Source organism: Adhaeretor mobilis (genome assembly GCF_007741515.1).
GTDB classification, from domain to species: Bacteria; Planctomycetota; Planctomycetia; order Pirellulales; family Lacipirellulaceae; genus Adhaeretor; species Adhaeretor mobilis.
In genome coordinates, this window is record NZ_CP036263.1 from 1947539 (window position 1) to 1964648 (window position 17110).

12 protein-coding genes are annotated in these 17110 nt (G+C 55.5%); 9 read left to right on the forward strand and 3 right to left on the reverse strand.

Annotation, left to right across the window (positions count from 1 at the left end; genetic code table 11):
• Window positions 1–244: 244 nt before the first annotated feature.
• Window positions 245–478 carry a hypothetical protein gene (locus HG15A2_RS07630; protein ID WP_145059382.1) on the reverse strand — a complete coding sequence of 78 codons (234 nt, stop codon included), beginning with the start codon at window positions 476–478 and terminating at the stop codon, window positions 245–247.
• Between HG15A2_RS07630 and HG15A2_RS07635 the strand changes: the two genes are divergently transcribed.
• The 6 genes from HG15A2_RS07635 (at window position 462) to HG15A2_RS07660 (ending at window position 10258) form a co-directional block, all read left to right on the forward strand.
• Entirely contained in the window at window positions 462–2639 is a 2178-nt protein-coding gene (locus HG15A2_RS07635; protein WP_145059384.1) for a flagellin, read from the forward strand. The two genes, HG15A2_RS07630 and HG15A2_RS07635, sit on opposite strands and share 17 nt — an antisense overlap.
• A gap of 342 nt (window positions 2640–2981) precedes the next feature.
• Window positions 2982–6098, forward strand: coding sequence for a flagellar filament capping protein FliD (gene fliD / locus HG15A2_RS07640; protein WP_145059386.1), 3117 nt, complete (start codon window positions 2982–2984; stop codon window positions 6096–6098).
• Between the two features lie 66 nt (window positions 6099–6164).
• The gene (locus HG15A2_RS07645) at window positions 6165–6662 is read left to right on the forward strand and encodes a flagellar export chaperone FliS (RefSeq protein WP_145059388.1); all 498 of its coding nucleotides are present in this window, start codon (window positions 6165–6167) and stop codon (window positions 6660–6662) included.
• 232 nt (window positions 6663–6894) lie between these two features.
• Window positions 6895–7767, forward strand: a complete 873-nt coding sequence (locus HG15A2_RS07650) for a menaquinone biosynthesis family protein (RefSeq protein WP_246117904.1) — start codon at window positions 6895–6897, stop codon at window positions 7765–7767.
• Between the two features lie 85 nt (window positions 7768–7852).
• Window positions 7853–9073, forward strand: a complete 1221-nt coding sequence (locus HG15A2_RS07655; protein WP_145059392.1) for a M20 metallopeptidase family protein — start codon at window positions 7853–7855, stop codon at window positions 9071–9073.
• A 54-nt stretch (window positions 9074–9127) separates the two neighbouring features.
• Window positions 9128–10258 carry a carboxylate-amine ligase gene (locus tag HG15A2_RS07660; protein WP_145059394.1) on the forward strand — a complete coding sequence of 377 codons (1131 nt, stop codon included), beginning with the start codon at window positions 9128–9130 and terminating at the stop codon, window positions 10256–10258.
• Window positions 10259–10279: 21 nt separating this feature from the next.
• On the opposite strand, the gene HG15A2_RS07665 is transcribed toward HG15A2_RS07660, so the two are convergent.
• Entirely contained in the window at window positions 10280–10858 is a 579-nt protein-coding gene (locus HG15A2_RS07665; protein WP_145059396.1) for a thioredoxin family protein, read from the reverse strand.
• A 355-nt stretch (window positions 10859–11213) separates the two neighbouring features.
• On the opposite strand from HG15A2_RS07665, the gene trxA reads away from it, so the two are divergent.
• Window positions 11214–11537, forward strand: coding sequence for a thioredoxin (gene trxA / locus HG15A2_RS07670; RefSeq protein ID WP_145059398.1), 324 nt, complete (start codon window positions 11214–11216; stop codon window positions 11535–11537).
• Window positions 11538–11806: 269 nt separating this feature from the next.
• Window positions 11807–13552: a coiled-coil domain-containing protein gene (locus HG15A2_RS07675; protein WP_145059400.1), complete on the forward strand. Its 1746-nt coding sequence runs from the start codon at window positions 11807–11809 to the stop codon at window positions 13550–13552.
• 90 nt (window positions 13553–13642) lie between these two features.
• Here HG15A2_RS07675 and HG15A2_RS23860 read toward each other — a convergent pair whose 3' ends face one another.
• Window positions 13643–14608, reverse strand: a complete 966-nt coding sequence (locus HG15A2_RS23860; protein ID WP_218932397.1) for a hypothetical protein — start codon at window positions 14606–14608, stop codon at window positions 13643–13645.
• A 313-nt stretch (window positions 14609–14921) separates the two neighbouring features.
• Between HG15A2_RS23860 and HG15A2_RS07690 the strand changes: the two genes are divergently transcribed.
• The gene (locus HG15A2_RS07690; protein ID WP_145059404.1) at window positions 14922–17105 is read left to right on the forward strand and encodes a tetratricopeptide repeat protein; all 2184 of its coding nucleotides are present in this window, start codon (window positions 14922–14924) and stop codon (window positions 17103–17105) included.
• The last annotated feature ends 5 nt before the right edge of the window (window positions 17106–17110 follow it).

Genomic DNA, 17110 nt, shown 5'->3' on the forward strand with positions numbered 1-17110 from the left:
CATTCCCTGCAGCGTTCAAAGTCGGGCTGTAGCGATTCTATTGGTTGCAAGTTTGTCTCTGTGGAATTGCTGGCAACTTGGGCCGGGTCGCCCTAACGCTCCTATCTTGCCGTGTCGATGAAACACGCTAGATGATCCACTTTTTGCTGTGGTGCTAGCTCTTCCCCAGGGAGCTACTTTGAGCAGCAGTGGGGCTCAAAGCGGAAAAACTGATTTTGTATCACGCCTGTCGCCTGTTAGCGACCTACGGTTTGAAGTCAGATTCTCCGGCAACAGCCCCGCAGAGGGCGAGGATGCCGAGGATCATCGGCAGTGACATATCGATTTCGGTGAAAACTGCGAGGCAAGGTCCTCGGCGCCGTAGAAATGTCGCCCACAGCACTTGGACGAGTGTTCCCGACACCAACAAGTCGCTACGAGTGACAAACGATTCAAATTTCAAGACAGGGGTGTAAAACACAATGTCAAGAATCAACACTAACGTGAGCTCGCTCGTTGCCCAGAATACTCTGAGTCGTTCGAACTCCGGCTTGAACGAAGCTCTGACGCGTTTGAGCACAGGCCTTAAAATCAACACAGGCAAAGACGATCCAGCCGGTTTGATCGCTAGCGAAAACCTACGTAGCGACATTACTGCGATTCGTCGTTCGATCAGCAATACGGAGCGTGCCACTCAGGTCATCGCTACCGCTGACAGTTCGCTCGGACAGGTCAGCTCGCTGCTGAACGACATCCGCGGTCTGGTCACTGAATCCGCCAATGCAGGTGCTCTCTCCGAGGAGCAAGTTGCTGCTAACCAGCTTCAACTTGATAGCTCGTTGGAAGCACTTAACCGCATCGCTCAAACTACTACTTTCCAGGGTCGCCGACTGTTGGACGGTTCGTTGGACTTTGTTACCTCTGCCGGTACCAACTTCTCAAACGTATCGGACCTTAAGATCGATCAAGCGAATCTCGGTGCGACGGGCTCAGTGAGTGTTGACATCAACGTGAGTGCTGCTGCTACGCAGGCTCAGGTCGATGTGGATAATGTACCTGTCGAGATCGCCGGTGTTACCTCCAGCGATGGTACCTTGACCTTTGCCACCGCTGCCGTTGCTGAAGTCCTTTCCACTGGTACCTTCACTGTTGGTACTGGTGGGTCGGACACAATCACTGTAACAGCAGTCTCTGGTGGCGCTGCTGCAGGAACAGCAGGTGATGATATTGATGTTGTGATTGTTGACGATAATGGCACTGCCAACGGTGTCGACTCAGTTACGTTTGCTGCTGGCGTGCTTACCGTCAACGCTGACGTCACTGGTGGCGTTGGATCCGATGACATTGCTGCCGCAATTCAGGCATTCAACGGCGGTGCTGACTTTACGTCAAGCTCTAGCGCTACAAACAACCTGATCGCTGGTGATATTGCAACGAACACAGACGTCACCAGTGGCGGTGTTGATGGTGTTGACGAAGTCGACGCGCTAATCACGATTGCTGCTGCCAATGATGGTACCGCATTTGATCGTGCAATAACCTTTGTTAGCACAAATGATGAAGGTGCTGGAGCGTTTTCCGTTACTGACGACGGCACGACTCTTGCTATTAGCGTTGACGACGATACCGCTGTCGATCTTGCCGATTTGGCTGCTGAGATTGAAACGCAGCTGAACGCAACCGACGACGACGTTCAGTTCACAGCAACCCTCACTGACACGACAGGCGATGGTCAGTTTGATACGACTGTCGATACAGATCCTACACTCGTGAATGTAGGTGCAACGACTGCCGGTGTTGACTCAGGTGGTGGTATCGCGAACGCAGTGGTTCTTGAATTGTCGGGGTCGAATGGTTCGGAAGTTCTGAGCTTTGGTGCCAACACCTCCATCGACGACCTGGTACAAGGTATCAACTTGGTCAGCGACGCGACAGGCGTGACAGCAACTGCCAATGGTACAACTCTTGAGCTTACTTCCAGCACGTACGGTAGCGAATCGCTCGTTGACATCAATATACTTAGCGAAGGAACGGGCACGACGGCTGCAGGAACATTCACCACAGCAATTGCTGATGGTGAACGTGCCGAGGGTTCGGACATTGTCGCAACCATTAACGGTGTTGAAGCAACTGGCAAAGGCAATGAACTATCGATCAACACCGCTTCACTCGACTTGCAAGCAACGTTGACTGCTGATTTTACAGGGACAGCTAGCTTCACCATTGACGATGGTGGTGCCTTGTTCCAACTCGGTCCAGACGTGGTGAGCAACCAACAAGCTCGCCTCGGCATCGGTTCGGTAAACACTGCCCGCTTGGGGGGTGCTAGTGGCAAGTTGTTCCAGCTAGGTACCGGTGGTTCGGCTGAGCTTAGCACCGACGCCAATACCGCTGCGAAGATCGTAGAAGAAGCGATCGACCAAGTGACTGGCCTACGTGGTCGTCTGGGTGCTTTCCAACGTACGACTTTGGAAACCAACAAGAACGCCCTGAACGACACTTTGGTCAACCTGACTGAAGCGGAAAGTTCGATCCGCGACGCTGACTTCGCTGCCGAATCGGCCGCGCTCACACGCTCGCAGATTCTGGTTCAATCCGGTACGACGGTCCTCTCGATCGCCAACCAGAACCCACAAAACGTCTTGGCACTACTCCGATAAAATCGGCTCGGTAGTCTCAAGCGTCTAGCATACCAACGACTAGCCGGCTCGATCCCTTACGGATCGAGCCGGCTTTTATTGCTTGGTGACTCCCAGCTCAGCGGCAAAATCCCGCGTCGCACACCAGATAAACTGTAGCGATTGGGTAGCTCTCGCCGATGAAATCGATAGGTCCTGGATTTGACCTCAGGGAAGCCTTGCGCGCTCGTAGCGTCACTGCGTCATTCTGCAACCTACACTTGTAGTGGCCGCTGTACTTGCACACGGTTCCTACCCGAATAGCTGCGTCATGTCCCTCCTTGCAGTTCCAACACAATAGCCCACCTCGATAACCCCCACCCTATGGGTCGAATTACTTCCAATGTCGGTCTGATTACCGGTCTGCCTATCACAGACACGGTCGATCAATTAATGGCCGTGGCTGGTCAGCCGCGTGACACTCTGGCAAGCCGTACGCAGGGCTTGCAGTCTCAGCAGTTCGCGCTCAACACCCTGGGCACGAGGCTGGCGAGTTTTCAGTTCTCTGTGAACAAGCTGGACTCGCTGGACGTCTATAACGCTCGGCAAACGACTTCCAGTAATGAAGATGTTCTCACGGCATCCGTACCCACCGGAGTAACGCCACCGATTGGCGAGTTTCTTATCCAGCCAGTTCGCGTCGCCTCAACACAGCAGCTCATCAGTAGTCAGTTTGAAAGCCTGGAGAGCGACTTTGGTACAGGCACGTTCTCATTTCAATTCGGCGGATTCGTCGACAAAGGCGTGTCGCTGGATTCGCTCAATGGTGGAGCGGGTGTTCAACGAGGGAAAATCAAGATCACCGATCGCAGCGGCGAGGATGCCGTCGTCGACCTGAGCTTCGCACAATCCATCGACGATGTGGTCGATGCGATCAACGCGGACACCACGATTGACGTCACGGCCAGCGTTTCAGGCGACGCTCTCACTCTAACGGATAGCTCCGGCGGTGGTGGGAATCTCACTGTCCAAGAGGTTGCCGGCGGCACGACCGCGGCCAACTTAGGGCTGGGTGGCATCGAGATTGCTGCCGATACTATTACCGGAAATGACATTTTCACGTTGTATGACAACGCGAAGCTCACGTCGCTCAACGACAACAACGGCGTGCGGCTGTCAGCAGAAGGTGCTAACGATCTTGAGATCACCCTTACGGACGGTTCAGCAACTCTCAATATCGACCTCGGTACTGCGACAACACTTGGCGAAGTCGTTGATCTGATCAATGCCGCTTCACCAGGAGATGTTTCAGCAGCAATTGCTGCTGATGGCAACCGACTGGAGATCACAGATCTTACCGGTGGCGGGGGAGCTTTCGTCATCGAGAGCTCCGAGGGCAGCTCGGCTGCCGAAGATCTAGGCATCGTGAACAACGCGGTTGGTGCTACGGTCTCTGGCGAACGATTAGTGTCCGGCTTGGCAGGGACGCTGCTATCGACCTTGAATGCCGGCTCAGGCTTTGACACTTTGGGAACGATCTCCATTACTGATCGCGACGGAACCGTTGATAACTCAATCGATTTGAGCACTGCGGAAACACTCAGCGACGTTGTTGATGCGATCAACAATTCTACAGCCGACGTGACCGCTTCAGTAAATTCCGCTCGCAACGGCATTTCGATCGTTGATAACACCGGCGGCGTAGGCAACCTTACGATTGCCAATGCCGACGGAAGTACATCGGTTGAGTCCCTGGGTATCCAAGTTGACGATGCCGTTGACTCCGTGAACAGTGGAACCCTCAACCGGCAAACACTCAGCGAGGCCACATTGCTCTCGTCGCTCAATGGTGGCGAAGGAGTCAAACTTGGTGACATTCGAGTTACTGATAGCGATGGCGTTGCTTCGGCTGCCGATCTCAACGGCGCGGGCAATGAAGCCGTGACAGTGGGCGATGTGATTGATGCAATCAATAGCCTCGCAGCAAGTGTGACAGCTCGAATCAACGACACGGGTGACGGCATTGTCGTAGTTGACGAAGCGGGCGGCGTCGGCTCCCTTGGAATCAGCGACATCAGTGGCAATATCGCGCAGTCGCTGAGGTTGACAGGTGGCAGTGAAACCATTGATATCAATGGCACGGACACACAAGTCATTGACGGCACGGCCGTGCAAACCATTGACGTGTCGAACCTCACCTCGACAGGTGAGTCGGTCTTGCTTTCAGACTTGAATGGGGGGGCGGGTATTACTCGGGGTACTTTCACGATTGCCGATTCCAATGGTGGAAATGTCATCGCGATTAATCTCAACGGTTCTGAGGCGGGCGTCTCGACCGTGGGTGACCTGGTCGACGCGATCAATCAGAAGGCATCTGACTTCAACGTCGGCGTCACCGCTTCAATCAATGAGGCAGGTACAGGGATCAAGCTTACTGATAACGCAGGTGGCTCAGGCGACCTGACCGTTACCGCGATCAACGAGTCTAGTGTCGTAGAAGACCTGAAGCTTGATGGTAAGGTCAGCACTTCGGGCAATGTGCAGACCATCAACGGAGCGGGCACCTTTGCGGCTGGCACCTCAGCCCAATCAGGCTTAGACGCCCTGGCCGCACGGATCAACGACCTCAACGCAGGTGTCACTGCGTCGACCGTTTTCGATGGCGTCGGCTATCGGCTTTCCATCGTGGCCGATAAGTCGGGTGCCGCAAACGAACTACTCATAGACAATGGCGAAACCACGTTCTCCTTCACGGAGATTGCCAAGGCGGAAGATGCTTTGCTTGCCTACGGCAATGTGACCGTACCTGGTGGCAGTGTATTAATCAGTTCTGCGGACAACAAATTCGAGGGCGTCATTGGTGGTGTCGACGTTACCGTGAAAGCGGCTAGCGATACCCCTATTGTGGTGTCCGTTGCTTCGAGCGATACGAAACTTGTGGACACGGTCCAGGACCTCGTGGACGCGTACAACGCGGTCCGAGACGACCTCGACACGTTCACCGATTTCAATGCCGACGACCTCAGCACGGGTTTGTTGTTTGGCACGAATGAAGCTCTGCAAGTCGATACACGACTTTCGCAGGTGCTTACGCAGCGATTCTTCGGCGTTGGAGATTTTCAGTCGCTCGAAGAAGTCGGCCTTGCAGTCAATTCGGAGGGGAAGCTGGAACTCGATTCCGCGAAGCTCCGAGAGGCGTTCAGTGACGACCCGAGCAGCATTAGGGAGCTGTTTACTAATGCAGAGAGTGGCGTCGTCGCCAAGCTCACAACAGAGGTCGAACGACTCGCTGGCGATGATAGCTCGCTGCTCGACCGTCGCAACGATACGTTGCAACTCACGATCGACTCGAACAACCTACGACTGGAAGATTTCGATGCCTCGCTGGAGCGTCAACGCGAGCGTCTGTTGCTCGAATTCTTCCAACTCGAACAAATTATCTCCAACCTGCAGCAAGGCCAACAGGCTCTGGCTAGCCTGCAGCCGATCGCTCCGCTGTGATCAGGAGTCGATAGCGAGTCAGCCATTAAGTACTTCCCGTAAGATCCCTCGAAAGCTTCGTCCATCATGTCTCACAACTCCCATTCCCAATCGCAGTACCTCACATCGAAAGTCACAACCGCTTCGCAGCCGGAGTTGCAACTGATGCTGCTCGATGGTGCCTTGCGCTTCGGTACGAAGGCACGACAGGCATGGACGCAGACGATGGACTTTAGTGAGACAGAGCGATTTCTCGGGAAGGTCCTCGATATTCTGGAAGCGATTGTCCTAGGCGTTGCCCAAAGCGACCACGCCATCGCCAAGCAACTGGAAGAGCAGTACGCATTTCTTTTTCGCGAAATCGCCGCCAGCAGAATTAACAACGACTTGAAACGGTTTGATAAGTCGATGACACTGCTTGCCTATGAGCGAGAGACCTGGAAGCTCGCTTGCGACCTGCTTAGCGCGGACACGACTTCGCCGGAGCCCACGGCTACCTCGAACGCCGGGGTTCCTGCTCCTCATGTCTCAGCGGCACCTGTTGCCGCGAATCACCTAGTCGAGAGCTTCTCTTTCGAAGCTTGAATCCAATGCGGTTCTTTCATTTTCCGCTTCAAGTGTGCTGATTCCTTGCGATTTGGGTGAAGGTTCGTAGCTCACTTGCGGTTCTTGTCGAGCAGTCGTCAAGGCGATGTCAGCTAAGCCGCAAGCGGCTGGCCGTTTGACGATCCTTGCCCCGCTGTCGTATGATCGTCGCTGTGACGAGTCACATTCTGCGAGTCATATCTACGCCTACCAGAGAATAGTGAGAAACACCGTGTCTGCCACCGAAACGAAGCAATTGATCCGCGTTGGCCATAGCCCCGATCCTGACGATGCTTTCATGTTCCACGCCTTGGCGAACGATTGCATTCAGACCCCCGGCTATCACTTCACGCACGAACTTGTAGATATCGAAACACTCAACCAGCGAGCTTTTACAGGCGAGTTGGAACTCACTGCCATCAGTATCCACGCCTATGCGTTCCTGCACGAGAAGTATCTCTTGTGCGCGTGCGGAGCCAGCATGGGCGACGGCTATGGGCCCATGGTTGTATCACGCGACGCGTGCAGTGTCGAAGATTTGAAGACTCGCACCATCGCTGTACCAGGTAAGCTCACCAGCGCGTTCCTTTCCTTGCGCATGTGCCTGGAACAAGACTTCGATTACGTGCTCGTACCGTTCGACCAAATCATCGAAGCGGTTGCAGCGGGCGAATTCGAAGGCAAGCAAATCGATGCCGGGCTTATCATCCACGAGGGTCAGCTTACTTACGGCGATCAAGACCTGAAGCTTGTTGTAGACATGGGCGTCTGGTGGGGCGACCTCACCGGCGGCTTGCCCTTACCGCTAGGAGCCAATGCCATTCGCAAAGATTTGGGCAGTTCCGTGATCGACGATGTGCAGAAGCACTTGTACGACAGCATTAAGTATGGTCTTGATCATCGCCAAGAGGCGCTTGACTATGCTCTGCAGTATGGTCGCGATCTTGACAACGCCAAAGCGGACAAATTCGTGGGCATGTACGTCAACGACTGGACACTCGACTTTGGACCCAAAGGACGCGAGTCGGTTGCGAAATTCCTGGCCATGGGTCACGAACAGGGGATTCTTCCCGAACTAGTTGTTCCCGAATTCGTTGATTTGTAAGATAGTGGGCTGTAGCACAATGATGGAAAGCCATCGCTGTTTCAGCTAAGCATTCCTCATTCATTTGCCAAAAGAATTTTCGAAGATGCCCGACCATTGGCAACAAGAACTGCACCAACATGTCGAGGACATCGCGGACGAATTGGTTGAGCTTCGCCGACATTTCCACGCGCATCCAGAGCCTAGTGGTGAAGAGTTTGATACGAGCCTACTGCTTTACCAGCGTCTTTCGGAACTCGGCCTCACGGTAGCAATGGGGCCTGAGGGCTGTGGAGTGGTGGCCGACAACTCCTCACCCGCTCCCGGGAGTGCTCGCATCGCTGTGCGGGGCGACATCGATGCCCTGCGAATCCACGACGAAAAGACGGCGCCTTACCGCAGTCAGAACGACGGCATCATGCACGCCTGCGGACACGATGCCCACGCCACGATGGCCTATGGCGTGGCCGCTGTGCTAAGCCGGTTAGAGAAAGCGGGCCAAGTACCTTGGCCGCTCGCCTGGCGAGCGATTCTTCAGCCCGCAGAAGAAACTGCAACAGGCGCTAAAGCGATGGTTGCCGCCGGTGTGATGGACAATGTAGCGGCTATATTTGCATTGCATGTCGATCCTAAGCGACTTGCAGGCGTCGTAGGAATTCGCAAAGGGGCCCTCACTGCCAGTTGCGACGCCATCAAATTCACGGTCATCGGCCAGGGGGGGCACGGCGCTCGGCCCCATGAGTCGAAGGATCCAATCGCGGCAACTGCCTTGCTTGTCAGCTCGCTCTATCAGTTTGTGCCTCGCGCCAACGACAGCCTCGACGGCACCGTGCTTTCCATCGGCCGTATTGCCGGCGGTGAAAACGCCAATGTGATCCCTGAGCAAGTCGAAGTCGAAGGCACGCTCCGCACACTTGATGCGCAGGTGCGTGCCAAATCGATCGATCACATTCGTCAAGTGCTCCGCGGCGTCGAGGAGATCACCGAAACACGTATCGAGATGGAAATTCCAGCCGACACGCCGGCAGTTCTGAATGACCAGACAGCGACTGAATTGTTAAGAAAAGCTGCCATACATACGCTAGGCAGCAAACAAGTCGAAAAGATCCCTCGCCCCAGCATGGGCAGTGAGGACTTCGCAGTTTATCTCGAAGAGAGCCCCGGGGCTATGTTCCGCCTCGGTGTCGCCAAACCGGGAACTGAGCATACGTTGCTTCATACTTCGCTATTCGATATCGATGAGTCGGCTTTGGCGCATGGAGTAGAGATACTCGCTCACGCTATCGTTTTGGCATGCAGTCCTGAATGTGAATTTCAGTCCAGATGACGAAGTTCCACCACTTGGGTAGTGACAACTCAGATCTCAGGGGTGATTCCCAATATGGCCAAGCTTTCGTTTACATCGAATCCTGAACCAACCGTCGGCATCGAGCTCGAACTCGGCATCGTCGACGAGAAGTCGATGGAACTATCTAATTCGTTCGAGAAGCTCGGTAGTCGATTGCCCAAATCGGCAGGCGAGTGCTTCAAACCCGAGTTGATGCAGTCGGTCATGGAGATCAACACCGACGTTTGCCAGACGATTGCTCAGGCGGAAGCCGACCTGCGCAGGAAATTGCAACTTGTCGAGCAAGCTGCTGATGCAGAGGATCTCCGTCTGTGGTGGGGCGCTACCCATCCCTTTTCGCGGTGGGAAGAGCAAGCTGTTACTCCGAACGAGCGCTACTACGGGCTGGTCGACTCCCTGCAGGAGCTAGCCCGTCGTTTGGTTACGTTCGGGCTTCATGTTCATGTCGGCGTGGATTCGGGCGATAAGGCGGTCATGGTTTGCGACCGCATTCTGCGACACTTGCCTGCGTTATTGGCTCTCTCCAGTAGTAGCCCCTACTGGGAAGGCCGCGACACGGGGCTGCACTCCTTCCGCTCGAAGGTCATGGAGGGCCTCCCGACGGCTGGTCTACCTACGCTTATGCGCAATTGGAGTGAATACGTGTGGCTTGTGAGCCACATGGAAGAAACAGGCTTCATCAATACGATTCGCGAAATATGGTGGGACGTTCGTCCGCATCATAACTTCGGCACCGTGGAAGTGCGCGTGTGCGACATGCCGGGTAATTTAGAGGATACGCTCACAATTGCCGCGCTTATCCAATGCTTGGTGAAAGCCCTCTCCGAGGAAATCGACGACGGCGCTTACCAGCACGATTGCCATCCCATGATGGTCGCTCAAAACAAATGGCGTGCTGCACGTTTTGGGCGCGACGCAAAACTCGTGGATTCGTACTCCTTCGAGGTGCAGACCGTTTCGCAAGTCGTCCAACAGCTCTACGGAGAACTCGCCCCCATCGCGGACGAACTCGGCTGTTCCGATTACCTAGCCCGTTGCCCCGCTATGGCAGAAAGGCCCAGTTGGGCGAGTCGCCAACGCGAACTGAGTGAGCAGTTGGGCAGTCAAGAGGCCATGGTCCGGCAGTTGACTGCCGATTCGCGTGTTACTCCCGTCAAAAGTTAAGAAGAATCTGACCGAAGCCAATCAACCGAAATAGTCGGGCTCTTCCCCCGGCTTCCACTTGATGTTGCAGCCGAGGCTCGCGATTTGATTCTCGGGAGGCGATTGACCAGACAGCAGTGCAGCTATCGCACCGCGCAAGTCCTCACCCGTTACCGGGATGCCGCTATCAGGGCGGCTGCTGTCGAGTTGGCCGCGGTAGTAGAGCTTCTGATCGCCATCAAACAAGAAGAAGTCTGGCGTGCAGGCGGCGTGGTACGCCTTCGCGACTTCTTGCGTCTCGTCGTAGAGATAAGGAAACTGGTAGCCCCGCTCTTCGGCCTCGGCCACCATCTGCTCCGGTGAATCGGCCGGGTAGTTCGCCACGTCGTTGGAGGCGATGGCCACCACGGCGATACCCTTCTGCATGGTTTCCGCCCCTAACTGTGCCAAATGGTCCGCCACGTGTTTCACGTAAGGGCAATGGTTACTGAGGAACATGACCAATAGCCCTTTAGAGTCGGCTAGGTCCGCTAGCGAAACGGTCTTGCTATCTACGTTGATCAGTGAGAAATCAGGGGCAGCGGTGCCAATGGGCAGCATGGTGCTAGGGGTACGTACCATGGTTGAAATTCCTTGAGAGCGGAGATTTGGTTTTAGCGTGGTCTACGCATGATTATTACGCGTCAGGGATTCTAGGCAATTCCCCTGCGGACTCTACTAGAATGGACACCCTAAAGGTGCGATTTCGGCCGCCTCACTCGTTGACAGGTCCTCCGAACTGGTGCGATAATCCTTCTATTCTGCCGGGGTAACTGGGGTATCCACTAAGCGGGTGTCCCGGGATGATCGTTCATCTTCGATCGTGGCGAACCTTTCCCTGCGGATTTCGTACCTAACTGTAACAACGACGGTTTTTTGCTGGCCAAGCATGCTGGCTCGTCGTTGCCAAAAGATTTTTTTGAGAAAGAGGCCAGAAATGGGTGTATTGGAAATCACCGACGACAATTTTGAGAACGAAGTCACAAAATCTTCCGAGCCAGTCCTTCTAGACTTTTGGGCCCCGTGGTGCGGTCCTTGCCGTCAGATAGCCCCCGTGGTTGAGGAGCTTGCAGGCGAGAACACAGGTTCAGCGAAAGTCGCCAAGCTCAACGTAGACGATGCACCGAATGCTGCTCAGAACTACGGTGTGAGCAGTATTCCGACAATCATGGTCTTCAAGGACGGCGAAGTGGTCGACCGCTTCGTAGGCGTCCAGCCGAAGGCTCGTCTGCAGGAAGCAATCGATGCCGCCAAGGGTTAAATCCCCTCAGCCATCTACTAGCAACGCAAGCAGCACCGGACACAAGTTCGGTGCTGCTTTTTTATTGGTCGAGCGCTCCGTATGTCCAAACTCGCTTCGCGACTTACGGCAATCTAACCTGCTAGCACTGCCTGCTGGAAAAAACGTTGTAATCAGCAAAGTTTACCAGCCCCGCGCGACGATACTTCTCTACAAGGCAACCACTGCGCAAGCGGTTGCGCAGGGTGCGCGACATAGCAACAGAGCTGTACTGCAGCGAGAAAGCTTCGATGGCAAGTGACCAACAACAAGCCGACGAAATCAGACCGATAGATCCCCTCGAGCTGCGCATCGACGATGCCCACCCCATGCGCCGCGATGGCGATGAGGAGCGCGCGCCGCAGGCTTCCGTCTTGAATGCACCTCAATTTGCAGCGGTTGGCACCGGAGCTGAGTTGTCAGCGGGGCTTGCCCCTTTGCCACTAGAAGGCCAACAGCTTGATGGCCTTCAGGAAGGACGTCGACCCAAGCTGGTTGGCTCGCCTCAAGTGCTGGCACAACATGCGGCCGATCTCGCTGAGCGTTTACAGACACAACTTAGCGAAGTGGACCGTCGTGAGTCCCGTCTCAACTCGCAAGAGGCAGAATTCGACAGCCGCATTCGCAATGCTCGCCTGTGGATCGAAGAACGCGAAGGAGTACTCTCCGAACGCGATCAGCAATTGGCTGAGCAGGCCGAATCGCTGCAGCAAGAGCGGGAAGCGGCTGAGGAAACGCTCAGTGCCGCCGCAGGACTCGCCGAACGATTGGCCGAGGTTGAGGCACGCGAGCAAGCTGCCACGCGAGTGCAGTTGGAGCTGGAGATCGCCCTCACCGAACAGCAAACTAAGAACGATGCACTCGACTTCCAACGAGCGACTTCTCGCACGCGTGAGGAAGAGTCAGAAGCCGCTCGTAAACAGTGCGAGCAGCGGCAGCGCGATCTCGATGAGCGTGAAGCGGCTTTGTATGTCGAGCAAGAACGCCATAGCGAGCAACGGCTCGCCTTCGATCGCCTGCAGGAAGACCATCAGATTAGAGAGTCCAACCTTACCAAGCGTGAAGCGATGCTCGCTGAAACTGAGGAAAAGCTCTGCGAGCGAGCCAGCGAGTTAGAATTCGAACGGGCGGAACTGAATCGTAAAATCGATCAGCAACAGGCTAACAGTCGAGACTTCGAGGAACGTAAGTCACGCTTACTTGTGAGACAACGCGAGATTGAGACAGCGTTAGAAAGATTCCACCGGCTTGGCGTTGTCGAAGAGTGCATGGACGATCTGCAGCAACAGGCCGAAGAGTTCGCACAGCGAAGCAAATATCTCGACAATGCGGAGTCCCTGCTGGCTGAGCAGCAGAAAAAGAATTCTGAAGATCAGCGGGCGATCGAGCAGCAGCGTCTGGAGTTTGAGAACCAGATTGTTCGAGAGCGTCGCACTCTCAATCGCGAGAATGAAGCCCGTCAACGTGAGCAGGATGCCCGCGCTGCGGACTTAGCGCGTCGGGAGGCGGAACTCGACAAGCACCAACTCGCTTGCGACCAACTCACCAGCGAATTACGCGACGCCCAGCGTGAAGCTCTGGAAATGCGTTTGGCCACGGAAGAGACTTGGCAGCAGTTGCAGGGTGTGTTGGCGCCGGCAACGCTTAGCCGTTCGATCTCGATGGTGCGGGCACGCATTGCCGATCACTACAAATTAGCTGCCGAAGAAGTGAGCCAGCAGCGCCGACAGCTGGAAGCGGTTCGCTGCGATCTTGGCGAACAGCACGACCGCCTCTCCGAGCGATCGCGCGAACTACAGCGCTGGTCGCACATGAGGGAGAAAGACCTCGAAGAACAAGCCGCCCGCTTGGTCGCTCGCGAACAAGAATTGAGCGAGCAGGCACGCGAGTTCCAGCGTAGGGAGCAGCAATGGCAGGCCGATCGTAGCGAACAGCAGCAAGAGACTCAGCAGCTACTAGCTGCCTTACGCCGCAATCAGTTGCCTGCCGCAGCTTAGCACGTTACCAGGTTGGCACTAGCCCGCAGGCACAGGATAGTTCGAGTTGGCTCGCGCGGTTTTTCAACTGCTAAAGTGACTCGGGCTTTTCTAGCTAACTGCTTCCACCGTGACTTCGGAATCCGCAACCTCAGATTCGGCTTCTACCTCGACCTTAGCTTCTTCAGCTACTTCGCCCGGTGAAGTTTCTTCCAGTTCCCCTGGCGATACCTCTTCAGTCGGTTTCCGCAATGACTTTCTCGGCGTGACTTCTTGGCCGTAGGTCATTTGCTTCGCTCGCTCCGCAATGGCAACCGCGGCGCGGATCTGGTCGTTGCTAAAGTAAGAGCTCCGAACCGCATGGCGTTTTGTGCCGGTGAGTTTGGCCGAGAGTTCTTGCCAGCTCACGTCGTTGTTGAGATTCCAAACTGCCGCTTGAGCAGCCGCAGCAGGGAGTTCGCCATTGGCATAACCCTTTACAACGGCAATAACTTCTGGGCGATCGATGTAATTCTCGATAGGACGGATGTCGTAAGGCTTGCTGGAACTAGGGTCCTTCTTTCCATGGTCCAAGCACAGCAGAGGAACATCAACTCGCGTGACTTTCTCTGGCGGCAAGTTGAATCCGCCGCCTCGCCCGCCTCGCCCGCCGCCGCGTCCACCGCCACCGCGTCCGCCGCCACCGAAACCACCGCCGCCACCACCGACATTCTGCTGTTGGCCACCGCCACCGCCACCGAAACCACCGCCACCTTGCCCACCCCCACCAAATTGGGCGAGTACTGGAACGCCAATGAAGGCTTCGGGAAGTTTGACGTTGAGTGGCTTATCGGTGCGATTGGTCATCACAATACGACCCTTGCTCGCGCTTCGGGCGACGAACTTAACGTCCACCAAATCCTTGTCCATGGCGTCGAACAAATCGACGAGCGCTTCCTGGGCCGCTGAATCTGCTGGGGTGCTGACGGCAGGGTCCGCCGCAATGGCTCCACTAAGGAGTAGCTCCGCGTTACCGAGCACGCCAGTGCCGAGGATCAGTGCAGCAACTGCTGCATAAGTGAAAAGTCGTTTTAGCATAGGATTTACCAAGATCATGGGATTTACCAAGAACGATAGGTGTTTTGAATCAAGGAAGTGGCCGGAACCGTACAGTCAGCTCCATACCATTTCCGCAGCGGCCGGCGAGTTGACTTTCTAGCAGCTGCATTCTCCAGCAGCTATGTATCCTCCAGCATAAACGGAGCAGGTCGGAAATCCAAGCAAATAGGCCGGTTTCCCTTGCCCTGGGTCAATCTCGCCAACGCCCCGGGCCGTTAGTGAGTGTCATAATGGTTAAGTGACCAGATTTTCCCCGTTTCCGCTATGAATCGCCCGAGAGGCTGACCGCCCCGTGTCCACCGCCGTTCCCAGTGCTGAAAGTGCCGCGCCGGAGAAAATCGGCTCGTCCTCACCGGAGGAGGCTCCTCGACGGGCGTGGATTATCTCTCCTGCCTGGGACTTGGCTTACCTAGTCGCGACCCCGTTGGTGATCGTACCGGCCGTGCTCCTGGTCGTACGCAATTGGGTATCGCCTGAAAAAGTCGCCCTGACGGTCATTTCATTCGCTTCGTTGGGGCATCATCTGCCCGGGTTCATGCGTGCCTACGGGGATCGCGAGTTGTTCGCTAGGTTCCGCTGGCGGTTCCTGCTTGCTCCACCACTACTATTTCTGCTGGCTCTGCTGTTCTCTCCACCGGCTTGGCTTGCCCAGCGGTTGGATTTGCCGTGGGGGCATCTGCATGGTTTGGAACTCATTCTGCTTGTGTGGGGTACATGGCACGGGTTGATGCAAACTTATGGATTCATGCGCATCTACGATGTGAAACTCGGCGAGACAAAGCCGCGCGAAGCGCGACTCGATCATGCGTTGTGCCTTGTGATGTTCATCGCGGGCGTAGTGTTTAGCGATTCCCGAGTGTTCGGTATCGCTACTGCCATGTGGCAGGCGGGGCTGCCGGTATTCGGACCGGAGTGGCTTACCACGGTGCGCTGGACCGTCGGCTTGGCGGGTACGGTTGTCGGGTTGCTCTACGTCGTGAACCTCTTCGTTCGCTGGCGCGAAGGTCGCCCAGTGAATGGGGTGAAGCTGCTGCTCGCGTTGAGCACCGGTTGGTTCTATTGGTACACGGGGCGCCTCTCCACCAATTTACTGATCGGTCTCGCCATGTTCGAGATTTATCACGCGGTGCAATACTTCGCGATTGTGTGGATCTACAATCGGAGGCTCTTTGAGCGTGCCGGCGAGCGGTTTGGCTGGCTAGGCTTTCTGTTTCGTGATCGTGCTTCGATGCTCGGCATCTACTTGGCTTTGATCGCGGCCTATAGTTCGATTCGCTACTTCACAGGCGACGCCAGTAGCTACATTTTTACTTCCGGTGGTAACGATGCCTACCAGTGGCTATTTGCCTTGTTTGTCACTTCCTCGCTGCTGCATTTCTATTTTGATGGGTTCATCTGGAAGGTGAGCGACCGTCGCACACAGCAGAATCTGGTCGATTCGCAATCCAGCGCTTCACGACTGGAACTCTCCGTGCCAGCGATGAAGCACACAGCGAAATGGGCCGTGTTTGCGGTGTTGGCCTGTGGCTTGTTACTAAGTGAGCGAAAACTCTTGAGTGGCGAAACCGGCAAGCGGGAGGCTGAGATTCGAGAAGGACTTGCCGAGCTAACACCCGATTTACCCGAAGTACAGCTATTGCGAAGTCGTGCGGAACTCCTAGCTGGGAATAAGGTAGAAGCGGTGCGGCTTGCTCGAGCAGCCGTCCGTCTGCGTCCCAACGCTGCGAACATCCATCTTAATGCTGCGGCAGTTCTGATGGGCTCTGGGGATTTGGAAGCGGCCCGCGAACTCCTAGAGCCTTTAGTCGCAAAGAATTCCAAAGAATTCCAACCTGCCGCTGATTTGGCTTTCGTCTACGACCGCCAGGGCAACCCTGAAAAAGCGGACGCGATGTACCGCGAAGCAATTCGCCGCCAGCCAAGTCTAGCCGAACCACGTCAGCAGCTTGTGGAGTTCTTGCGTAGACATGATCGCCCGATCGAGGCGCTCAAAGAAATGCAGCGAGTCGCTCAGCTCTTGCCAAAGGACTACCAAACGGCTTTAGCGTTGGGCGATGTGCTTAAAGCCACGGGTGAGTTCGACACAGCTGAGCAAGAATTCCTACGCGCTGCTTCCTTGAAGCCCAACTCTTCTGAGCCGTACTACCAGCTAGGGCTACTCCACTTAAGTCAGCAAGCGCTGCCCCAGGCGACTTTGGCTTTCGAGCAAGCCATTGCGCTAAAGCCCAAGCGATTCGACGCGCAGCGACTGTTGGGCGAGTGCTACTACGAGCAACAGGCGTGGCCCGCCGCTATCGAGACCTTCAAGGAGTGCCTGCGATTGCGCCCTGAGTTGGAAGAAAACTATATCAACCTCGCCAGCGCGCACGACCAGAATGGCAATCTCACTGCCGCACGGGCGGTTCTCCAGGCGGGAATCAAACGGCTGCCTGACGCTCAGCAGCTGCAACGGGCGATTGAGTTGTTGGCGGAGTAGGTGCG